The 18,798-nt window shown below is 62.4% G+C and carries 21 protein-coding genes; 11 read left to right on the forward strand and 10 right to left on the reverse strand.

Annotation, left to right across the window (positions count from 1 at the left end):
- Positions 1-15 precede the first annotated feature (15 nt).
- Genes GFU70_RS26945 through GFU70_RS26960 form a run of 4 tightly spaced genes read left to right on the forward strand, consistent with a single transcriptional unit; the run spans position 16 to position 2,581 of the window.
- Entirely contained in the window at positions 16-450 is a 435-nt protein-coding gene (locus GFU70_RS26945) for a DUF4426 domain-containing protein (RefSeq protein WP_058543290.1), read from the forward strand.
- The gene (gene rdgB, locus GFU70_RS26950; RefSeq protein ID WP_058543289.1) at positions 447-1,043 is read left to right on the forward strand and encodes an RdgB/HAM1 family non-canonical purine NTP pyrophosphatase; all 597 of its coding nucleotides are present in this window, start codon (positions 447-449) and stop codon (positions 1,041-1,043) included. The genes GFU70_RS26945 and rdgB overlap by 4 nt, the downstream gene beginning before the upstream one ends.
- The gene (gene hemW / locus GFU70_RS26955; RefSeq protein ID WP_058543288.1) at positions 1,040-2,239 is read left to right on the forward strand and encodes a radical SAM family heme chaperone HemW; all 1,200 of its coding nucleotides are present in this window, start codon (positions 1,040-1,042) and stop codon (positions 2,237-2,239) included. The genes rdgB and hemW overlap by 4 nt, the downstream gene beginning before the upstream one ends.
- Before the next feature lie 18 nt (positions 2,240-2,257).
- Positions 2,258-2,581: a DUF3392 domain-containing protein gene (locus GFU70_RS26960; protein ID WP_003177482.1), complete on the forward strand. Its 324-nt coding sequence runs from the start codon at positions 2,258-2,260 to the stop codon at positions 2,579-2,581.
- 180 nt (positions 2,582-2,761) lie between these two features.
- Here the strand turns inward: GFU70_RS26960 and trmB are convergent, their stop codons facing one another.
- From trmB to GFU70_RS26980, 4 genes are all read right to left on the reverse strand, one after another.
- Positions 2,762-3,487 (reverse strand): tRNA (guanosine(46)-N7)-methyltransferase TrmB, encoded by a 726-nt coding sequence (gene trmB, locus GFU70_RS26965; RefSeq protein ID WP_014340682.1) that lies wholly within the window; start codon positions 3,485-3,487, stop codon positions 2,762-2,764.
- Positions 3,488-3,496: 9 nt separating this feature from the next.
- Positions 3,497-4,291 (reverse strand): thiazole synthase, encoded by a 795-nt coding sequence (locus GFU70_RS26970; RefSeq protein WP_003177480.1) that lies wholly within the window; start codon positions 4,289-4,291, stop codon positions 3,497-3,499.
- 54 nt (positions 4,292-4,345) lie between these two features.
- Entirely contained in the window at positions 4,346-4,546 is a 201-nt protein-coding gene (thiS, locus tag GFU70_RS26975) for a sulfur carrier protein ThiS (protein ID WP_058543286.1), read from the reverse strand.
- Positions 4,547-4,636: 90 nt separating this feature from the next.
- Entirely contained in the window at positions 4,637-5,008 is a 372-nt protein-coding gene (locus GFU70_RS26980) for a DUF423 domain-containing protein (RefSeq protein ID WP_058543285.1), read from the reverse strand.
- Positions 5,009-5,081: 73 nt separating this feature from the next.
- Between GFU70_RS26980 and mtgA the strand changes: the two genes are divergently transcribed.
- Entirely contained in the window at positions 5,082-5,804 is a 723-nt protein-coding gene (gene mtgA, locus GFU70_RS26985) for a monofunctional biosynthetic peptidoglycan transglycosylase (protein WP_058543284.1), read from the forward strand.
- 194 nt (positions 5,805-5,998) lie between these two features.
- Here the strand turns inward: mtgA and rpoH are convergent, their stop codons facing one another.
- From rpoH to ftsY, 4 genes are all read right to left on the reverse strand, one after another.
- Positions 5,999-6,853, reverse strand: coding sequence for an RNA polymerase sigma factor RpoH (gene rpoH / locus GFU70_RS26990; RefSeq protein ID WP_003177476.1), 855 nt, complete (start codon positions 6,851-6,853; stop codon positions 5,999-6,001).
- Between the two features lie 113 nt (positions 6,854-6,966).
- Positions 6,967-7,989 carry a permease-like cell division protein FtsX gene (gene ftsX, locus GFU70_RS26995; protein WP_058543283.1) on the reverse strand — a complete coding sequence of 341 codons (1,023 nt, stop codon included), beginning with the start codon at positions 7,987-7,989 and terminating at the stop codon, positions 6,967-6,969.
- The gene (ftsE, locus tag GFU70_RS27000; protein ID WP_025215982.1) at positions 7,986-8,657 is read right to left on the reverse strand and encodes a cell division ATP-binding protein FtsE; all 672 of its coding nucleotides are present in this window, start codon (positions 8,655-8,657) and stop codon (positions 7,986-7,988) included. Before ftsE ends, ftsX begins: the two co-directional genes overlap by 4 nt.
- Positions 8,654-10,072 carry a signal recognition particle-docking protein FtsY gene (ftsY, locus tag GFU70_RS27005; RefSeq protein ID WP_058543282.1) on the reverse strand — a complete coding sequence of 473 codons (1,419 nt, stop codon included), beginning with the start codon at positions 10,070-10,072 and terminating at the stop codon, positions 8,654-8,656. Before ftsY ends, ftsE begins: the two co-directional genes overlap by 4 nt.
- Positions 10,073-10,415: 343 nt before the next feature.
- Here ftsY and GFU70_RS27010 point away from each other — a divergent pair, with 343 nt between their 5' ends.
- The 4 genes from GFU70_RS27010 to GFU70_RS27025 are packed head-to-tail and all read left to right on the forward strand — an operon-like array spanning position 10,416 to position 14,886.
- Entirely contained in the window at positions 10,416-11,771 is a 1,356-nt protein-coding gene (locus GFU70_RS27010; RefSeq protein ID WP_153389045.1) for a M16 family metallopeptidase, read from the forward strand.
- Positions 11,764-13,254: a M16 family metallopeptidase gene (locus GFU70_RS27015; RefSeq protein ID WP_058543280.1), complete on the forward strand. Its 1,491-nt coding sequence runs from the start codon at positions 11,764-11,766 to the stop codon at positions 13,252-13,254. The genes GFU70_RS27010 and GFU70_RS27015 overlap by 8 nt, the downstream gene beginning before the upstream one ends.
- Positions 13,254-13,865 carry a 16S rRNA (guanine(966)-N(2))-methyltransferase RsmD gene (gene rsmD, locus GFU70_RS27020; protein ID WP_064106887.1) on the forward strand — a complete coding sequence of 204 codons (612 nt, stop codon included), beginning with the start codon at positions 13,254-13,256 and terminating at the stop codon, positions 13,863-13,865. Before GFU70_RS27015 ends, rsmD begins: the two co-directional genes overlap by 1 nt.
- A 28-nt stretch (positions 13,866-13,893) precedes the next feature.
- Complete coding sequence (locus GFU70_RS27025) at positions 13,894-14,886, forward strand: hydrolase (protein ID WP_413468832.1); 993 nt, start codon at positions 13,894-13,896, stop codon at positions 14,884-14,886.
- A gap of 121 nt (positions 14,887-15,007) precedes the next feature.
- On the opposite strand, the gene GFU70_RS27030 is transcribed toward GFU70_RS27025, so the two are convergent.
- Both GFU70_RS27030 and GFU70_RS27035 read right to left on the reverse strand, forming a co-directional pair.
- Positions 15,008-15,862 carry a sulfurtransferase gene (locus tag GFU70_RS27030; RefSeq protein ID WP_153389047.1) on the reverse strand — a complete coding sequence of 285 codons (855 nt, stop codon included), beginning with the start codon at positions 15,860-15,862 and terminating at the stop codon, positions 15,008-15,010.
- Positions 15,863-15,896: 34 nt separating this feature from the next.
- Positions 15,897-16,568, reverse strand: a complete 672-nt coding sequence (locus tag GFU70_RS27035) for a TetR/AcrR family transcriptional regulator (RefSeq protein ID WP_003206524.1) — start codon at positions 16,566-16,568, stop codon at positions 15,897-15,899.
- Positions 16,569-16,716: 148 nt separating this feature from the next.
- On the opposite strand from GFU70_RS27035, the gene GFU70_RS27040 reads away from it, so the two are divergent.
- Positions 16,717-18,147, forward strand: coding sequence for a coniferyl aldehyde dehydrogenase (locus GFU70_RS27040; protein WP_116643645.1), 1,431 nt, complete (start codon positions 16,717-16,719; stop codon positions 18,145-18,147).
- A 27-nt stretch (positions 18,148-18,174) separates the two neighbouring features.
- Positions 18,175-18,720 (forward strand): twin-arginine translocation pathway signal protein, encoded by a 546-nt coding sequence (locus GFU70_RS27045; RefSeq protein WP_153389048.1) that lies wholly within the window; start codon positions 18,175-18,177, stop codon positions 18,718-18,720.
- Positions 18,721-18,798 lie beyond the last annotated feature (78 nt).

An 18,798-nucleotide genomic window follows, 5' to 3' on the forward strand; every position in this document is an offset into this window, starting at 1 on the left:
ACCCAGGAGCACGACATGAAACGTCTAGCGTTGTTTCTCATCACCGCTTGCCTGAGCGTTGGCGCCATGGCCGCCGACGCTATCAAGGGTGAGCGCAAGGAAGTGTTCGGTGATATCACCGTGCACTACAACACCTTCAACTCCACCTTCCTGACACCGGACATCGCCAAGGGCGCCGATCTGATTCGCAGCAAGCAACAAGGTGTGATCAACGTCTCGGTGCTCAAGGATGGCAAACCCTTGATGGCCCAGGTCAGCGGCACTGTGAAAGACCTCACCAGCCAGAGCATCCCGCTGCAATTCAAGCAGGTGACCGAGCAAGGCGCGATCTACTACATCGCCCAGTACCCGGTGCCCCAGCAGGAAACCCGTACCTTCGAGATCAAGGTGCAGACCGGCGACAAGATCAACACCATCAATTTCAACCAGGAACTGTTCCCGGGCCAATGATCAATTTCACCCAACTCGTACTGGCCAGCCACAACGCCGGCAAACTCAAGGAACTGCAAGCCATGCTCGGCGGGTCGGTGCAGCTGCGCTCGATTGGCGAGTTCAGCCAGGTGGAACCGCAAGAGACCGGCCTGTCGTTCGTCGAGAACGCCATTCTCAAGGCCCGCAATGCCGCACGCATCTCGGGCCTGCCAGCGCTGGCCGACGATTCCGGGCTGGCCGTGGACTTCCTGGGCGGCGCGCCCGGCATTTATTCGGCCCGCTATGCCGACGGCAAAGGTGACGCGGCGAACAATGCCAAGCTGCTCGACGCCCTCAAGGACGTGCCCGAAGCTGAGCGCGGCGCGCAGTTCGTTTGTGTGCTGGCCCTGGTACGCCATGCCGATGATCCATTGCCGATCCTCTGCGAAGGCCTGTGGCACGGGCGCATTCTCACCGAAGCCAGCGGCGAGCACGGTTTCGGCTATGACCCGTTGTTCTGGGTGCCGGAACGCAATTGCTCCAGCGCCGAGCTGGGGCCGGTGGAAAAGAACCAACTGAGCCACCGCGCCCGTGCGATGGCCCTGCTGCGTCAACGCCTGGGCCTGCAATGATCGATGACGCTCCCGCACCGCTGATTCATGGCGGTGTACAAACGCCTCGGGCACCACTGCCGGTGCTGCCGCCCCTGGCGTTGTACGTCCACATCCCGTGGTGCGTGCGCAAATGCCCGTATTGCGACTTCAACTCCCACACCGCCAGCCCTCAGCTGCCGGAAGAGGAATATGTCGACGCCTTGCTGGCCGACCTCGAACAGGACTTGCACGCGGTCCATGGTCGCCCGTTGAGCTCGATCTTTTTCGGCGGCGGCACCCCGAGCCTGTTCAGCGCCCGGGCCCTGGGGCGTCTGCTCAAGGGGGTGGAAGCGCGGATACCGTTCGCCCAGGACATTGAAATAACCCTGGAAGCCAACCCCGGCACCTTCGAACAAGAAAAATTCGTCGCTTACCGGGCCTTGGGCATCAATCGCCTGTCCATCGGCATCCAGAGTTTCCAGCAGGCCAAGCTTGAAGCCCTGGGCCGGATCCACAACGGCGACGAGGCGGTGCGCGCCGCCGGCATGGCCCGCCAGGCCGGTTTCGACAATTTCAACCTTGACCTGATGCATGGGCTGCCCGACCAGTCCCTGGAAGACGCCTTGAGCGACCTGCGCCAGGCCATCGCCTTGCAGCCGACCCATTTGTCCTGGTACCAGCTGACGCTGGAGCCGAACACGGTGTTCTGGAACCAGCCGCCGACATTGCCCGAAGACGACACGCTGTGGGACATCCAGGAAGCCGGGCAAGCCTTGCTGGCCGAACACGGCTACGCCCAATACGAGGTTTCGGCCTACGCCCAACCCGGCCGGGCGGCGCGGCATAACCTCAATTACTGGAGCTTCGGCGACTTCATCGGCATCGGTGCCGGCGCCCACGGCAAGCTCAGCCATCCGGACGGGCGCATCGTGCGCACCTGGAAGACCCGCCTGCCCAAGGACTATCTCAACCCGGCCAAAAGCTTCCAGGCCGGCGAGAAAACCCTGGCCAACGAAGAGCTGCCGTTCGAGTTCCTGATGAATGCCCTGCGCCTGACCGCAGGCGTGGAAGCGCGGCTGTACCCGGAGCGCACCGGGCTGCCCCTGCAAAGCCTGGCCGAAGGTCGGCGCGAGGCCGAACAAAGCGGGTTGTTGCAGGTCGAACCGACACGTCTGGCGGCCACCGAGCGCGGACAGCTGTTTCTCAACGACTTGCTGCAGACATTTCTGAGCTGATCAACACAAGGAAATCGAATGGATCTGGTACTCGATCTGCTGGCCACCGTGTCCCGCTGGAGCCGCAGCAATCTGTCGGAAATCTCCCTGGCATTGGTAGGTTGCCTGCTGGTGCTGTTTGGCGCCGACATCAAGGGTTGGGTCGAACAACGCCTGGGCAGCATCGCCGGCGCCTTGCGCGTCCCGCTGATCGCCCTGCTGTGCATGATCGGCAGCGGCGCGGCACTGATCTACGCCACGCCGTGGGTCGTCCGGGGCTTGAGCCAGTTCAACAACTACAGCCTGGCGCCGGTGTTGTTGGTGGTGCTGGTGTTGATCGGCGTAGTCGCGGATCGGCGCTGATCCCACCCACACCACAAAACAAATGTGGGAGCTGAGCTTCTGTGGGAGCAAGGCTTGCCCGCGATAGCAGCGCCTCGGTACCCACTTGAATCCCGAGTTGCCTGCATCGCGAGCAAGCTTTGCTCCCACAAAGCCTTGCTCCCACAGAAGTTCAGCTCCCACATTGGGTATTGGTGATGCTTAAGCCACCTTCTCGAACTTCAAATCCCAAACCCCATGCCCAAGCCGCTCGCCTCGGCGCTCGAACTTGGTGATCGGCCGCTCAGCCGGGCGCGGCACGCACTTGCCGTCTTCGGCCAGGTTGCGGTAGCCCGGGGCGACGTTCATCACTTCCAGCATGTATTCGGCGTAGGGTTCCCAGTCGGTGGCCATGTGCAGCACACCGCCGACCTTCAACTTGCTGCGCACCAGTTCAGCGAACGACGCCTGGACGATACGGCGCTTGTGGTGGCGGCTTTTGTGCCAAGGGTCCGGGAAGAACAACATCAGCCGGTCGAGGCTGTTGTCGGCCACGCAGCGGTTGAGCACTTCGATGGCGTCGCAATCGTAGACCCGCAGGTTGGTCAGCCCTTGGGTCAGCACGCCGTTGAGCAGCGCACCAACGCCGGGACGGTGGACTTCCACACCGATGAAATCCTGCTCCGGCGAAGCCGCAGCCATTTCCAGCAATGAATGGCCCATGCCGAAGCCGATTTCCAGCGAGCGCGGGGCCGATCGGCCGAAGACCTGGTCAAAATCCACCGGCGCATCGGCAAGCGGCAGGACAAACAGCGGCGCGCCCTGCTCCAGGCCGCGCTGCTGGCCTTCAGTCATGCGCCCGGCGCGCATCACGAAACTCTTGATGCGGCGGTGCTGGCGCTCTTCGCCTTCTTCCGGCAGGACCGGCGTGTCGTTCGATTCAGTCATCAATGGCTCTTACTTGATCAGACCATCCAGCGGCGAGGAGGCGCTGGCGTAAAGTTTTTTCGGCATGCGGCCGGCCAGGTACGCCAGGCGACCGGCGACGATGGCGTGCTTCATGGCTTCGGCCATGAGGATCGGCTGCTGGGCGTGAGCGATGGCCGAGTTCATCAGCACTGCTTCGCAACCCAGCTCCATGGCGATGGTGGCGTCGGATGCGGTACCGACACCGGCATCCACCAACACCGGGATCTTGGCTTCTTCCAGGATGATCTGCAGGTTGTACGGGTTGCAGATCCCCAGGCCGGTGCCGATCAGGCCGGCCAGCGGCATGACCGCGATGCAGCCGATTTCCGCCAATTGACGGGCGATGATCGGATCATCGCTGGTGTAGACCATCACGTCGAAGCCTTCCTTGACCAGGGTTTCGGCGGCCTTGAGGGTTTCGATCACGTTGGGGAACAGGGTTTTCTGGTCCGCCAGCACTTCCAGCTTCACCAGGTTGTGGCCGTCGAGCAGCTCACGGGCCAGGCGGCAGGTGCGCACGGCCTCGATGGCGTCGAAGCAACCGGCGGTGTTCGGCAGGATGGTGTAGCGATCCGGCGGCAGGATATCCAGCAGGTTCGGTTCGCCCGGGTTCTGGCCGATGTTGGTCCGGCGCACAGCGACGGTCACGATTTCGGCGCCCGAGGCTTCGATGGCCAGGCGGGTTTCTTCCATGTCGCGATATTTGCCGGTGCCTACCAGCAAGCGCGACTGGTAGGTACGACCGGCCAGGACGAAGGGCTTGTCGCTACGAACGATGCTCATGGGAAATCCTCTGTTGGGGTGAGGTTCTTGCGAAATACCGCGAAACCGAGGCGACTAGCCGCCGCCGATGGCGTGGACCACTTCGACGCTGTCGCCATCGTTCAACGTGGTTTCGGTGTGCTGGCTGCGCGGGACGATATCCAGATTGAGCTCCACCGCGACGCGGCGTCCGGTGAGTTCCAGACGGGTCAGCAGGGCCGCAACGGTTTCACCGTCGGGCAGTTCAAGGGGTTCGCCGTTCAACTGAATGCGCATGCCGGATGCCGCCATCATTTTTAGGGGCTGGCATTCTAGCCCGATCAGTCTGGGTGACCCAAGCCATTCGTCATGAAATGGACCGCCCGGTCAGCCCAGCCGCCAGGCGGCAAGCCCCAGGCACAGCCAGCCGATCAGGAACGCCACGCCGCCAAACGGCGTGATGATGCCCAACTTGCTGATACCTGTGAGGGTCAGCAGGTACAGGCTGCCGGAGAACAACAGGATACCGATCACAAATGAAACCCCGGCCCAGGTGACGATGCGGCCGGGAATGTGCGTGGCCAGCAGCGCAACGCCCAGCAACGCCAGGGTGTGCACCAGTTGGTAGGTGACGCCGGTGTGGAAAATCGCCAGGTATTCGGCGCTCAGGCGGCCTTTGAGGCCATGGGCGGCAAATGCCCCCAGTGCCACGCCCGTGAAGCCGAAAAAAGCAGCCAGCATCAGAAAGCTACGCAGCATGAGAACTCCAGTCAGACTCGGTGGACAGGGTCTGTATAATGGCCCGCTCGACGGGTTCGGCCAAGCCATCTCTATGCTGCGTTTATTATTTCGACGATTCCTTAACGCCCTGCTCTGGTTCGCCGTTGGCAGTGTTGTGCTCGTACTGTTGTTTCGGGTGGTGCCGCCGCCGTTCACGGCGCTGATGATCGAGCGCAAGGTTGAATCCTGGTTCGGCGGCGAACCGATCGACCTGCAACGTACCTGGCAGCCTTGGGATCAGATCTCCGATAGCCTGAAAGTGGCGGTGATTGCTGGCGAAGACCAGAAATTCCCCGAGCACTGGGGCTTCGACTTCGGTGCGATCCAGGCTGCGCTTACCCATAACGGACGCGGCGGCTCGATTCGCGGCGCCAGCACCCTCAGCCAGCAAGTGTCCAAGAACCTGTTCCTGTGGCCCGGCCGCAGTTGGCTGCGCAAGGGCCTGGAAGCCTGGTTTACCGCGCTGATCGAAATATTCTGGCCCAAGCAGCGGATCCTCGAGGTGTACCTCAACAGTGTCGAGTGGGATGACGGCGTGTTCGGAGCTGAAGCGGCAGCGCGACATCATTTTCGCGTAGGCGCCGACGCCTTGTCTCGGCAACAGGCCAGCCGTCTGGCGGCGGTATTGCCCAACCCGCGGAAATGGAGCGCCAGCCGGCCGAGCCCTTACGTACTGCGACGGGCGAGCTGGATTCGCCAGCAGATGAGCCAGCTGGGGGGCGACAGTTATTTGCTGGAGCTCAATAATTCGCGGCGAGCGCCTTGGGCCCAGTAACCAAGACACTGGAGATCCCTTGTGGGAGAGGGCTTGCTCGCGAATGCGGTGCACCAGATACATTGATGTGCACTGACACACCGCATTCGCGAGCAAGCCCGCTCCCACAGGTGGAGTGTCGGGTCCGACATCGAGCACAAAAAAACGCCCCGATCATCACTGATCGGGGCGTTTTTTCATGGCCGCTATCGCAGTCAGGCAGCGATCGACACCTTGAGCTTGTTCATCGCGCTCTTCTCAAGCTGGCGAATCCGCTCGGCCGACACGTTGTACTTCTGCGCCAGGTCGTGCAGCGTGGCTTTTTCCTCGGCCAGCCAGCGCTGGTAGAGGATATCGCGGCTGCGCTCGTCCAGCACTTCCAGGGCTTCGTGCAGGTTGGTGTTGGAGTTGTCGCTCCAGTCGGCGTCTTCCAGTTGACGCGCCGGGTCGTACCGGTGGTCTTCTAGGTAGTTGGCCGGCGATTGGAAAGCGCTGTCGTCGTCCGCTTCGGCGGCCGGGTCGAAGGCCATGTCATGGCCGGTCAGGCGGCTTTCCATCTCGCGCACCTCCCGAGGCTCTACACCCAGGCTTTCGGCGACACGATGGACTTCTTCGTTGTTCAGCCAGGCCAGGCGTTTCTTCTGGCTGCGCAGGTTGAAGAACAGCTTGCGCTGGGCCTTGGTGGTCGCGACTTTCACGATGCGCCAGTTGCGCAGGATGAACTCGTGGATTTCCGCCTTGATCCAGTGCACCGCAAACGACACCAGGCGCACGCCCATTTCCGGGTTGAAACGCTTGACCGCCTTCATCAGGCCGACGTTGCCTTCCTGGATCAGGTCGGCCTGGGCCAGCCCGTAGCCGGAATAGCTGCGGGCGATATGTACGACAAAACGCAGGTGGGCGAGCACCATCTGCCGAGCCGCCTCAAGATCCTGCTCATAATAGAGACTCTCGGCCAGTTCACGCTCCTGCTCGGGGGTCAGCAGTGGAATGCTGTTGACCGTGTGCACATAGGCCTCCAGGTTCGCACCCGGGACCAGAGCATAAGCAGGTTGCAAAGAAGTGGTCATACGAAAAAACCTCCGACTCACATAACTCGTGCAGTTCAGCACTGCGAAAATTGACCGGAAACCCTAGGACAAGTTCCCACAAAAATTGAAAGGTCAATACACGCAAAAAACACTTATTTTGGCGCAAGCTCACGCAAGTGGCGTGCGACCGCAATCCATGCACCGATATAACCCAACAGCACCGCGCCAAGCAAGAGCGACAGACCATCGGCGACTGGCACACCGGCGAGCGAGAAATCACTGCCGTACAAACCGGCCAACCTTGTTACCGCGTCGTTCAGCCAATCCAGTCCGAACGCCAATACCCCCCAGGACAGGATCCCGGCACCGAAGCCATACAACGCGCCCATATAAAGGAAAGGCCTGCGTACATAACTGTCCGTACCACCGACGAGTTTAATCACTTCTATCTCGGTGCGGCGGTTTTCAATATGAAGACGAATGGTATTGCCTATCACCAAAAGTAATGCAGAAACCAGCAGCACCGTCAGACCGAAGACGAACCGGTCGCCGAGCTTGAGGATCGCCGCAAGACGCTCGACCCAGACTAGATCAAGTTGCGCCTGTTGTACCTTCGGCAACTCGGAAAGTCTTTGTCTCAATGCTTCAAGGGTCGGTTTGTCGACCTCGTTCGGCGTCACCAGTACCACGCCCGGTAGCGGGTTCTGCGGCAACTCCTTGAGGGCGTCACCCAGGCCGGACTGCTGCTGGAACTCTTCAAGCGCCTGCTCGCGGCCGATGTACTCGGCTTCGGCCACGCCCGGCATGGCCTTGATCTGCTCGCGCAACGCCTGGCCTTCGCCGGGGCTTGCGTCCATCTGCAGGTACAGGGAGATCTGCGCCGCGCGCTGCCAGGAACCGCCCAGGCGCTCCACATTACTTAGCAATAATGACAGGCCCATGGGTAGACTCAGGGCAACCGCCATGACCATGCAGGTAAAGAAGCTGCCGATGGGTTGCTTGCCCAGGCGCCTCAGGCTGTCCAGCAGGCTGGCGCGATGGCTTTCGATCCAGGCGTGCAGCAGCGTAGCGAAGTCCGGGCCGTCGTCATCGTCGCGTTTTTTCTTTTGCGGCTGCGGATCGGAGGCCTTCGGGGCCACGCGTTCGGCCACTTTCGGGCTGCGGGTCGCACTCATACGCCAGCCTCCCCGTCACCAATCAGTCGTCCACGTTGCAACGTGAGCATGCGGTGACGCATACGCGCAATCAATGCCAGGTCGTGACTGGCGATCAGCACGCTGGTACCCAGGCGGTTGATGTCTTCGAATACGCCCATGATTTCCGCCGCCAGTCGCGGGTCGAGATTACCGGTGGGCTCGTCCGCCAGCAGCAACGCCGGGCGATGGACGATGGCGCGGGCGATGCCGACGCGCTGTTGCTGGCCGGTAGACAGGTCGCCCGGGTACAGGTCGGTCTTGTCCGACAGGGCCACGCGCTCCAGGGCCGAATCCACGCGCTTGACGATCTCGGCCTTGGACAGGCCAAGGATCTGCAACGGCAATGCCACGTTGTTGAATACCGTGCGGTCGAACAGCAACTGGTGATTCTGGAACACCACGCCGATCTGCCGTCGCAGGTAGGGGATCTGGGCATTGCTGATGGTGCTCAGGTCCTGGCCGGCCAGCAGCAATTTGCCGGTGGAGGGCCGTTCCATCGCCAACAGCAGGCGCAGCAAGGTACTTTTACCGGCGCCGGAATGGCCGGTGACAAACAGAAACTCGCCCCGACGGACCCGAAAGCTCAGCTCATGCAAGCCGACGTGACCGTTCGGATAGCGTTTACCGACCTGTTCGAAACGAATCATGAATGCTCCCGTTCGGCAAACAGTGCCTGGACAAAGGGCTCGGCTTCAAAGGTGCGCAAGTCGTCGATGCCTTCGCCCACGCCGATATAGCGAATGGGCAGGCCGAACTGCTTGGCCAGGGCGAAAATCACCCCGCCCTTGGCGGTGCCGTCGAGCTTGGTCAGGGCCAGCCCGGTCAGTTCGACGGTCTGGTTGAATTGCTTGGCCTGGTTGATGGCGTTCTGGCCGGTACCGGCGTCCAGCACCAGCAGCACTTCGTGGGGGGCGTCGGCGTCGAGCTTGCCGATCACCCGGCGCACCTTCTTCAATTCTTCCATCAGGTTGTCTTTGGTGTGCAGGCGACCGGCTGTGTCGGCGATCAGCACATCGATGCCACGGGCCTTGGCAGCCTGCACGGCGTCGAAGATCACCGAAGCGGAGTCGGCGCCGGTGTGCTGGGCGATCACTGGGATCTTGTTACGCTCGCCCCACACTTGCAGCTGCTCGACCGCGGCGGCGCGGAAGGTGTCGCCCGCGGCCAGCATGACTTTCTTGCCTTCGAGCTGCAGTTTCTTGGCCAGCTTGCCGATGGTAGTGGTCTTGCCTGCGCCGTTGACGCCGACGACCAGGATCACGAACGGCTTGTTCTGCGAGGCGATCACCAGCGGCTTTTCCACCGGCTTGAGCAGGCTGGTCAGCTCGCCTTGCAGGGATTTGTACAGTGCGTCGGCGTCGGTCAGCTGCTTGCGCGCAACCTTCTGGGTCAGGCTCTGGATGATCACCGAGGTGGCCTCCACACCGACATCGGCGGTCAGCAGGCGGGTCTCGATGTCTTCCAGCAATTCGTCGTCGATGACCTTCTTGCCCAGGAACAGGCTGGCCATGCCTTCGCCGATGCTGGCGCTGGTCTTGGACAGGCCCTGCTTGAGGCGGGCGAAGAAGCCGACCTTGTTTTCCTCGGCGCTACGCACGGGCTCGACGGTTTCCAACACAGCGGGTGCCGGCTCGGGTGCGGCAGGCGCAACCACGGGTGCAACGGCGACTGGCGGCTCAATGACTGCTTCGACGACTGGCGCCTCGACAACCTGCGTCGGCGCTGGAATCGGCGGGGTGATATGGGGCGCCGTTTCCTCCACCAACGCGACCGGTTCTTCCGCCACCGGCAAGGTCAACCAGGGGGTTTGCTCGGCGGGCGGGGTCAGCGGCTGCTCGGCCACTGGCTCAGCAACGGTCTGAGGCTCGACCGGTTGCAGCACCGGCTCGGCAATCGGCAGGACAATGGGCGCGGTTTCTTCGGCCACTGCCTCGGCGGGCTCAGGCAGCGGTTGCGGCTGTTCGACGACGGTTTCCTGCGGTTTCTTGCGCAGCCATCCGAACAGGCCTTTCTTCTCGCCAGCCGCAGCTGGGGTCTTCTTGTCGTCGTTGGAACCAAACATGGAGGACGGCTATCTCACGGTAGCGACGCGCCAAAGGGCGCCTCGGTAATAAATATTCAATGCTGAACAGACTGCGTTTCATCCAGCTTGTTCACGCGCAACATTTTGTCGAGACGTCCCATGGACACCTCAAAGTCGATTTTTTCGAAGGACTGGTACGGCATCATCGGCGAAAACGCCGGGATCAACGGGCAAACCCGACAATTCTCCGGGGAACCCAGACAACCCCGGACCGATAAAAGGCCCGATAGGCGTGGCCGCCAGTAAAACGGACCGTTATCCTAGCACCCTCTCGCCCGCCGACGCTAAGACCTAGCGGGCAACCCAACAGGTTTAAACACGAATGAATGCTCTTGCCCGCCGCGCCGCAGGCCTGCTGCTCAGCACAGTTTGTCTGCCCTTTTCAGCCTTGGCTGCCGACCCACAACCCACCCATGAATTTACCCTCGACAACGGCCTGAAGGTCGTCGTGCGCGAAGACCATCGTGCGCCGGTGGTGGTCTCCCAGGTCTGGTACAAGGTTGGCTCCAGCTACGAAACGCCAGGCCAGACCGGTTTGTCCCACGCTCTGGAACACATGATGTTCAAGGGCAGCGAAAAAGTCGGCCCCGGCGAAGCCTCGCTGATCCTGCGCGACCTCGGTGCCGAAGAGAACGCCTTCACCAGCGATGACTTCACCGCCTATTACCAGGTACTGGCCCGTGACCGCCTGGGCGTGGCCTTCGAACTGGAAGCCGACCGCATGGCCAGCCTGCGCCTGCCGCCGGAGGAGTTCAGCCGCGAGATCGAGGTGATCAAGGAAGAGCGCCGCATGCGCACCGACGACAAGCCCATGTCCAAGGCCTACGAGCGCTTCAAGGCCATGGCTTACCCAGCCAGCGGCTACCACACGCCGACCATCGGCTGGATGGCCGACCTGGACCGGATGACCGTCGAGGAGCTGCGTCACTGGTACGAATCCTGGTACACCCCGAACAACGCGACCCTGGTGGTGGTCGGCGACGTGACGCCGGACGAGGTCAAGTCCCTGGCCCAGCGCTACTTCGGCCCGATTGCCCGGCGTGCGGTGCCGGTCGCGAAAATCCCCCTGGAACTGGCCGAACCCGGCGAGCGCCAGATCACCCTGCATGTGCAGACCCAACTGCCCAGCGTGATGCTGGCCTTCAATGTGCCCAGCATCGCCACCGCCACGAACAAAACGTCGGTCAATGCGCTGCGGCTGATCTCGGCCCTGTTGGACGGCGGCTACAGCGGGCGGATCCCGACCCAGCTGGAGCGCGGCGAAGAGCTGGTGTCCGGCGGCTCGTCGAGCTACGACGCCTACACCCGTGGCGACACGCTGTTCACGTTGTCGGCGACGCCCAACACGCAGAAAAACAAAACCATCGCCCAGGCCGAAGCCGGCCTGTGGCGCTTGCTTGAACAGCTGAAAACCACCGCGCCGACGGCCCAAGAGCTGGAACGCGTGCGCGCCCAGGTCATCGCCGGCCTGGTCTATGAACGCGACTCGATCACCAGCCAGGCCACCGCCATCGGCCAGTTGGAGACCGTCGGTTTGTCCTGGAAGCTGATGGACACCGAGCTCGCTGAACTGCAAAGCGTGACCCCGCAAGATATCCAGAAGGCAGCCCAGCTGTATTTCACCCGCTCGCGCCTGAGCGTTGCGCATGTCCTGCCCGAGGAGAAAGCTCATGAGTGAGCGCAAATCGCGGCGCCCGGTACTGATCGGCCTGGCGCTCATCGTCCTGGCCGGCTCCCTGGCGTTCTATCTGTCGCCGACCACCGACGTCACCGCCAGCCAGGCGTTGGATAACGCCAAGTCCGGCAACAAGCTGCAATCGTTGGCGGAACTGGACGGTAAAGCCCCCAGCCACCGCCAGCTCGACGTGCAGACCTGGAAAACCGCCGACGGCGCCAAGGTGCTGTTCGTCGAAGCCCGGGAATTGCCCATGTTCGACCTGCGCCTGACCTTCGCCGCCGGCAGCAGCCAGGACGGCGACGCTCCCGGTCTCGCGCTGCTGACCAACGCCATGCTCAACGAAGGCGTGGCCGGCAAGGATGTCAGCGCCATTGCCCAAGGCTTCGAAAGCCTTGGTGCCGTCTTCGGCAACGGCGCCTACCGGGACATGGCCGTGGCGTCCCTGCGCAGCCTCAGCGCAGCCGACAAGCGTGAGCCGGCATTGAAGCTGTTCGCCGAAGTTGTCGGCAAACCGACCTTCCCTGCCGACTCCTTCGCCCGCATCAAGAACCAGATGCTCGCCGGTTTCGAGTACCAGAAGCAGAACCCCGGCAAACTGGCCGGCCTGGAACTGATGAAGCGCCTGTACGGCGATCATCCTTATGCCCACTCCAGCGACGGCAGCGCCGAGAGCATTCCACCGATCACCCTGGCCCAGGCCCGGGCTTTCCACGCCAAGGCCTACGCCGCCGGCAATGCAGTGATCGCGCTGGTGGGGGATTTGTCCCGTGCCGAAGCCGAAGCGGTTGCCAACCAGGTATCCGCCGCGCTGCCCAAAGGCCCGGCCCTGGCGAAAACCCCGCCGCCGGTGGAGCCCAAAGCGAGTATTGGCCACATCGAATTTCCGTCCAAGCAGACCAACCTGATGCTCGCGCAACTGGGCATCGACCGAGACGATCCGGACTATGCCGCCGTATCCCTGGGCAACCAGATCCTCGGCGGTGGCGGCTTCGGCACACGACTGATGACCGAGGTGCGGGAAAAGCGCGGCCTGACCTACGGCGTATATTCCGGCTTCACGGCGATGCAAGCCCGCGGCCCGTTCATGATCAACCTGCAGACCCGTGCGCAGATGAGCGAAGGCACCTTGAAACTGGTGCAGGACGTGTTCGCCGACTACCTCAAGAACGGTCCCACCCAGAAAGAACTCGATGACGCCAAGCGTGAGTTGGCCGGCAGTTTCCCGCTGTCCACCGCCAGCAATGCCGACATCGTCGGCCAGCTCGGCGCCATGGGTTTCTATGACTTGCCGCTGAGCTACCTGGAGGACTTCATGCGTCAGTCCCAGGAATTGACAGTCGAGCAGGTCAAGGCCGCGCTGAACAGACACTTGAGCACCGATAAAATGATCATCGTCACCGCTGGCCCGAGCGTGCCGCAAGAGCCGCTGCCGCCCCCCACTGACAAACCTGCCGAGCAGCCGCTCGGGGTTCCGGAGCACTAATGGCCCGCCCATCGAATTCCAGCAAGAAACCCGTGCACAACGGTGTGAACCAGTTGCGCATCATCGGCGGCGAATGGCGCAGCCGGCGCCTGAGCTTCCCGGATGCCCCGGGGCTGCGTCCCACTCCCGACCGCGTGCGCGAAACCTTGTTCAACTGGCTCGCACCCTACGTGGCGGGTGCCCGGGTGCTCGACCCGTTCGCCGGCAGCGGCGCGCTGTTTCTCGAGGCCCTGTCCCGTGGCGCCGCCATGGGCCAGGCGCTGGACGCCAGCAACCTGGCGGTCTCCAGCCTGAAAGAACATTTGGGCACCCTGCGCTGCACCGTCGGCCAAGTGCAGACCGCCGACGCACTGCGCTACCTGGACAGCCAACCGGCAACGCCTTTCGACCTGGTTTTCCTCGACCCGCCTTTCAATCAGAACCTGCTGCCGACGGTTTGCGCCTTGCTCGAGGAACGTCAGTGGCTGGCCGAGGATGCCTGGGTCTACACTGAAAGCGAGACAGCCCCGTCCACCCTGGGCTTGCCGGGCAATTGGCGCTTGCATCGCGAGCAGAAATCCGGACGGGTGTATTACGCGTTGTGGCAGCGTTTGACAAAGGACATGGACTGAACGGCTGGCCAGTGCATCGAGAATAATAATGATGTCCGCCGCATTTGAACGTTTCGTCCCCGCCCCGGGCCTTGGCAACCCGCATTTGCAAACCTTATGGGGCCCATTGTGGCGCCAGACCACTCACCTCGATCGCCAACGCGAACGCCTGTGGCTGGACGACGGTGATTTCCTCGATCTTGACTGGCATGGCCCCCACAGCGCCGAGGCGCCATTGGTGCTGGTGCTACACGGGCTGACCGGTTCTTCCAACTCGCCTTACGTGGCCGGGCTGCAACACGCCCTTGCTCGCCAGGGTTGGGCCAGTGCGGCCTTGAACTGGCGTGGCTGCTCGGGTGAGCCGAACCTGCTGCCGCGCAGCTACCACTCGGGCGTCAGCGAAGACCTGGCCGCCGCCATCACCCACTTGCGCGCCCGACGGCCCTTGGCACCGCTGTTTGCGGTGGGTTATTCACTGGGCGGCAATGTGCTGCTCAAGCACCTGGGGGAAACCGGCCGCGACAGCCAGTTGCAAGGGGCCGTGGCGGTCTCGGTGCCGTTTCGCCTCGACCAGTGCGCCGATCGCATCGGCCAGGGCTTTTCCAGGTTCTACCAGGCGCATTTCATGCGCCAGCTCGTGGCCTATGTGCGCAACAAGCAACGCCAGTTCCAGCACGACGGACGCCACGAAGGCCTCGCGACCCTCGCGGCGCTTGGCCCGTTGGAAAACATGCGCACCTTCTGGGACTTTGACGGCCGGGTGACGGCGCCGCTGCATGGGTTCTCCGATGCGGCGGATTACTACCGCCGTGCCTCCAGCCGTTATTTCATGGCAGGCATCAGCACGCCGACCCTGGTCATCCAGGCCGCCGACGATCCTTTTGTGTTTCCCCACAGCGTGCCAGAACCGGGCGAATTATCCGCCTCGACCCGAATTGAACTGCACGCCCAGGGCGGGCATGTGGGATTTGTCGACGGAACGCTGCGGTGTCCGGGGTATTACCTGGAGCGACGGATTCCCGATTGGCTGGCCAGCCTGTAACAGGCCTGTAGGAGCTGACGAGTGCAACGAGGCTGCGATCTTTCCACAATCACTTGAGTCCAAGAGCGAAAGATCAAAATCAAAAGATCGCAGGCTTCGCCAGCTCCTACGGGGATTGCATTCAGTCCCCGACGGCCAATGGCCTTTGGGGATCATTGATCCACTCACTCCACGAGCCGGCGTACAGCCTCCCCAGCGGATACCCTGCCAGGCACAAGGCAAACAGGTTATGACACGCCGTCACGCCGGAGCCGCAATAGGCCACCAGGTCGGTGGGCGAGCGCTCGCCCAGTTTTTCGGCGAAGCGCTGCTTGAGCTGGTCGGCCGGCAAGAAACGGCCATCGGCGCCCAGGTTGTCTGTGAACGCCGCACACCGGGCGCCCGGGATATGCCCGGCCACTGGGTCGATCGGCTCGACTTCACCCTTGAATCGCGGCAACGCCCGGGCATCGAGCAGGGTCATGTCCGATTGGCCGAGGCGCTGTTGCAGCGCTTGGGCACTGACCATCAAGCTCGCATCCGGCGCCCCACTGAAAGTCCCGCGACTGTTCTGCGGCGGATCCAGGCTCAAAGGCAAGCCGGCGGCGTGCCAGGCCTTGAGCCCACCGTCGAGGATGTACACGCCATCGCGCTTGCCCAGCCAGGCCAGCAACCACCAGGCCCGCGCGGCATAGGCGCCGGGACCGTCGTCGTACAGCACGACATCGCTATCGTTATCGATCCCCCAGGCCTTGAAGCGCTCGATCAACGCCTCGGGCTCGGGCAGCGGATGACGCCCGGTCACGCCTTTGATCACCGCCCCGCTCAGGTCGCGCTCAAGGTCCGCGAACGACGCATCGGCGATGTGACCCTCGGCATAACTGCGCTGACCGTAATCGGGGTCTTCCAAGGCAAAACGGCAATCGAGGATGACCAGCCCGGGCTGTGATCGCCGCTCTTCGAGGGCTTGAGGGCTGATGAGTTGCGCAATGGGCATGGTGAGCTCCTGTGGCTAAGTCGGGGGGTCGATCCTACTGCCCTTCCTCCAGGGTCTGGGCCAGGGGGACGTAATACTCTTTGAACAATGCATCCACCTCTTCGCGGGCCTGATCGGTCACAAAACCGGCCTCCAACACCAGCACCTGATACACGCCACGCTTGATGGCCTGCTCGCTCAGGTGGCTGAAGTTTTCCCGCGTGGTGCACAGGAACCGCACCCAGGACGTGAGGATGATCCAGGCATTGAGGGTCAGGGACTCGATCTGCACCCGGTCCATCTTCAGGATGCCGGCGGCAACGAAGCCTTCATAAATAGCGGTGCCATGGATCAGGCTGCGCTGGGAAAACCGTCGATAGCGCGCCGCAAGGTCCGGATCGCTGTCGAGCAGATGTTCCAGGTCCCTGTGCAGAAAACGGTAGCGCCACATGGCCGCCAGCAGCTCCTGCAAATAGAAGCGCTTGTCCTCCACCGTGGCCGCACGGCCCTGGGGCGGGCGCAAGAAGCTGTCCACCAGGTTCTCATATTCACTGAACAACACGGCGATGATCGCCTGCTTGTTGGGGAAGTGGTAATAGAGGTTGCCTGGGGACATGTCCATGTGGGCGGCAATGTGGTTGGTGCTGACGCTGCGCTCGCCTTGCTGGTTGAACAGCTCGAGGCTGTTCTGCACGATGCGCTCGCTGGTTTTCATTCGTGGGGCCATGGTTTGGGCTTTAATTCGACGAAGGCATTGATCGGCATCTTACGACCTATCGGTCACAGGAAAAACCCATCGCCGTTACGGATGCCATTGACTTTCTAGAGTATAAGCTCTAGAAAACATCCACTCTAATAATATCCGGTGCCCGACGATGCCTGCCGACGTTGCCTACCTGCACGAGTCTCAACAACAACTGGACGAGCTGCGGTCGCTCTTCGATGCCCAGCGCCAGGCCTACGCCGTCCAGCCGATGCCACCGGCCGAACAACGCCGACAATGGCTCAAGGCACTGCGTGAGGTATTGAGTGACGAACGCCAAGCCTTGATCGAAGCCATCAGCCAGGATTTCAGCCACCGCAGCGCCGACGAAACACTACTGGCCGAGCTGATGCCGAGCCTGCACGGCATCCATTACGCCAGCCGACACCTACGCGGCTGGATGAAACCTTCCCGGCGCAAGGTGGGCATGGCCTTCCAGCCAGCGTCGGCCAAAGTCGTGTACCAGCCGTTGGGCGTGGTCGGGGTCATCGTGCCGTGGAACTACCCGCTGTTCCTGGCCATCGGGCCGCTGACGGGAGCGCTGGCGGCGGGCAACCGGGTGATGCTCAAGCTCAGCGAATCGACACCGGCGACCGGCTTGCTGCTCAAGCGACTGTTGGCCCGGGTCTTTCCCCAGGACCTGGTGTGCGTGGTGCTTGGCGAAGCGGAGGTCGGCATGGCGTTTTCCAAGCTGCCCTTCGATCACCTGTTGTTCACCGGCGCCACCAGCATTGGCAAGCATGTCATGCGCGCCGCTGCCGAAAACCTGACCCCGGTCACCCTCGAGCTGGGTGGAAAGTCGCCGGCCATCGTGTCGACCGATGTGCCGCTCAAGGACGCCGCCGAACGCATCGCTTTCGGCAAGACCCTGAATGCCGGGCAAACCTGCGTCGCCCCGGACTACGTACTGGTACCGCAGAACCGCGTTGGCGAGTTCGTCGAGGCGTATCGCGAGGCGGTTCGCGGGTTTTATCCGACCCTGGCGGACAACCCGGACTACACCGCAATCATCAACGAACGACAGCTGGCGCGGCTCAACGGCTACATCAGCGACGCCACCAGCAAGGGCGCGCTGCTGATCGAACTGTTCGCCCAGGGCCAGGATCGCCGCATGGCCCACAGCCTGCTGCTCAACGTCAGCGATGAAATGACCGTCATGCAGGACGAAATTTTCGGCCCGCTGCTGCCTATCGTGCCCTATGAGCACTTGGACCAGGCGTTTGCCTACATCAATCAGCGACCTCGCCCGCTGGCGCTCTACTACTTCGGCTACAACAAGGCCGAGCAGAATCGCGTGCTCCACGAAACCCATTCCGGCGGCGTCTGCTTGAACGACACGCTGCTGCATGTCGCCCAGGACGACTTGCCATTCGGCGGCATCGGCCCCTCGGGAATGGGGCATTACCACGGGCATGAGGGTTTCCTGACCTTCAGCAAGGCCAAGGGCGTGCTGACCAAACAACGATTCAACGCCGCGAAGCTGATTTATCCCCCGTATGGCAAGCCTTTGCAGAAATTGATCCAGAAGCTGTTTGTCCGCTGACGCGTCTCTTGCCGGGTGATCACAATAATGAACCCAAGCCTCACCGATTCACCCGTGCTGTCACGGCGCGGCCTGCTGAAGTTCAGCCTCGGCGCCAGCGCCTTCCTGGCCACCGTCGGTGTGGGTGCCAGCCTGAGCGGTTGCTCGCCAAGCCAACCGGCCAACGGCCTGGCGGCCCTGCGCGACAGCGACCTGCCATTTTTACGCAGCGTCATCCCGGTGATGCTGGACGGTGCAGTGGCCGTCGGGCAGGTCCCCGCCGCCATTGACGCGACCCTGCTAAGCCTGGACAGCAGCCTGGCCCACCTGTCCCCCGCCATGCTCAAGCTCACGCGCCAACTGTTCGACGTGCTCACGCTGGGTATTACCCGCGGGCCACTGACCGGCGTCTGGGGCTCGTGGGAAAACGCCAGCGTCGATGACATCCGCCAGTTCCTCGGGCGGTGGGAAAACAGCTCGCTGGACCTGCTACAACAAGGCCACAACTCGTTGCTGCAACTGGTGATGATGGCCTGGTACGTCCGGCCCGAGGCCTGGGCGCATTGCGGGTATCCGGGGCCGCCCAAGATTTGAAAGCCATTGAGATCCTGTGGGAGCTTGCTCGCTCCCACAGGGTTCTTCATCGCCCGTTCATAACAATAAGAGAGCCCT

The organism is Pseudomonas brassicacearum, assembly GCF_009601685.2.
Lineage (GTDB): Bacteria > Pseudomonadota > Gammaproteobacteria > Pseudomonadales > Pseudomonadaceae > Aquipseudomonas > Aquipseudomonas kilonensis_B.

Bases quoted from the DNA above. Each gene is read 5' to 3' on its own strand.
- GFU70_RS26945 (WP_058543290.1), top strand. From the start codon at position 16: ATGAAACGTCTAGCGTTGTTTCTCATCACCGCTTGCCTGAGCGTTGGC.
- rdgB (WP_058543289.1), top strand. From the start codon at position 447: ATGATCAATTTCACCCAACTCGTACTGGCCAGCCACAACGCCGGCAAA.
- hemW (WP_058543288.1), top strand. From the start codon at position 1,040: ATGATCGATGACGCTCCCGCACCGCTGATTCATGGCGGTGTACAAACG.
- GFU70_RS26960 (WP_003177482.1), top strand. From the start codon at position 2,258: ATGGATCTGGTACTCGATCTGCTGGCCACCGTGTCCCGCTGGAGCCGC.
- trmB (WP_014340682.1), bottom strand. From the start codon at position 3,487: ATGACTGAATCGAACGACACGCCGGTCCTGCCGGAAGAAGGCGAAGAG.
- GFU70_RS26970 (WP_003177480.1), bottom strand. From the start codon at position 4,291: ATGAGCATCGTTCGTAGCGACAAGCCCTTCGTCCTGGCCGGTCGTACC.
- thiS (WP_058543286.1), bottom strand. From the start codon at position 4,546: ATGCGCATTCAGTTGAACGGCGAACCCCTTGAACTGCCCGACGGTGAA.
- GFU70_RS26980 (WP_058543285.1), bottom strand. From the start codon at position 5,008: ATGCTGCGTAGCTTTCTGATGCTGGCTGCTTTTTTCGGCTTCACGGGC.
- mtgA (WP_058543284.1), top strand. From the start codon at position 5,082: ATGCTGCGTTTATTATTTCGACGATTCCTTAACGCCCTGCTCTGGTTC.
- rpoH (WP_003177476.1), bottom strand. From the start codon at position 6,853: ATGACCACTTCTTTGCAACCTGCTTATGCTCTGGTCCCGGGTGCGAAC.
- ftsX (WP_058543283.1), bottom strand. From the start codon at position 7,989: ATGAGTGCGACCCGCAGCCCGAAAGTGGCCGAACGCGTGGCCCCGAAG.
- ftsE (WP_025215982.1), bottom strand. From the start codon at position 8,657: ATGATTCGTTTCGAACAGGTCGGTAAACGCTATCCGAACGGTCACGTC.
- ftsY (WP_058543282.1), bottom strand. From the start codon at position 10,072: ATGTTTGGTTCCAACGACGACAAGAAGACCCCAGCTGCGGCTGGCGAG.
- GFU70_RS27010 (WP_153389045.1), top strand. From the start codon at position 10,416: ATGAATGCTCTTGCCCGCCGCGCCGCAGGCCTGCTGCTCAGCACAGTT.
- GFU70_RS27015 (WP_058543280.1), top strand. From the start codon at position 11,764: ATGAGTGAGCGCAAATCGCGGCGCCCGGTACTGATCGGCCTGGCGCTC.
- rsmD (WP_064106887.1), top strand. From the start codon at position 13,254: ATGGCCCGCCCATCGAATTCCAGCAAGAAACCCGTGCACAACGGTGTG.
- GFU70_RS27025 (WP_413468832.1), top strand. From the start codon at position 13,894: ATGATGTCCGCCGCATTTGAACGTTTCGTCCCCGCCCCGGGCCTTGGC.
- GFU70_RS27030 (WP_153389047.1), bottom strand. From the start codon at position 15,862: ATGCCCATTGCGCAACTCATCAGCCCTCAAGCCCTCGAAGAGCGGCGA.
- GFU70_RS27035 (WP_003206524.1), bottom strand. From the start codon at position 16,568: ATGGCCCCACGAATGAAAACCAGCGAGCGCATCGTGCAGAACAGCCTC.
- GFU70_RS27040 (WP_116643645.1), top strand. From the start codon at position 16,717: ATGCCTGCCGACGTTGCCTACCTGCACGAGTCTCAACAACAACTGGAC.
- GFU70_RS27045 (WP_153389048.1), top strand. From the start codon at position 18,175: ATGAACCCAAGCCTCACCGATTCACCCGTGCTGTCACGGCGCGGCCTG.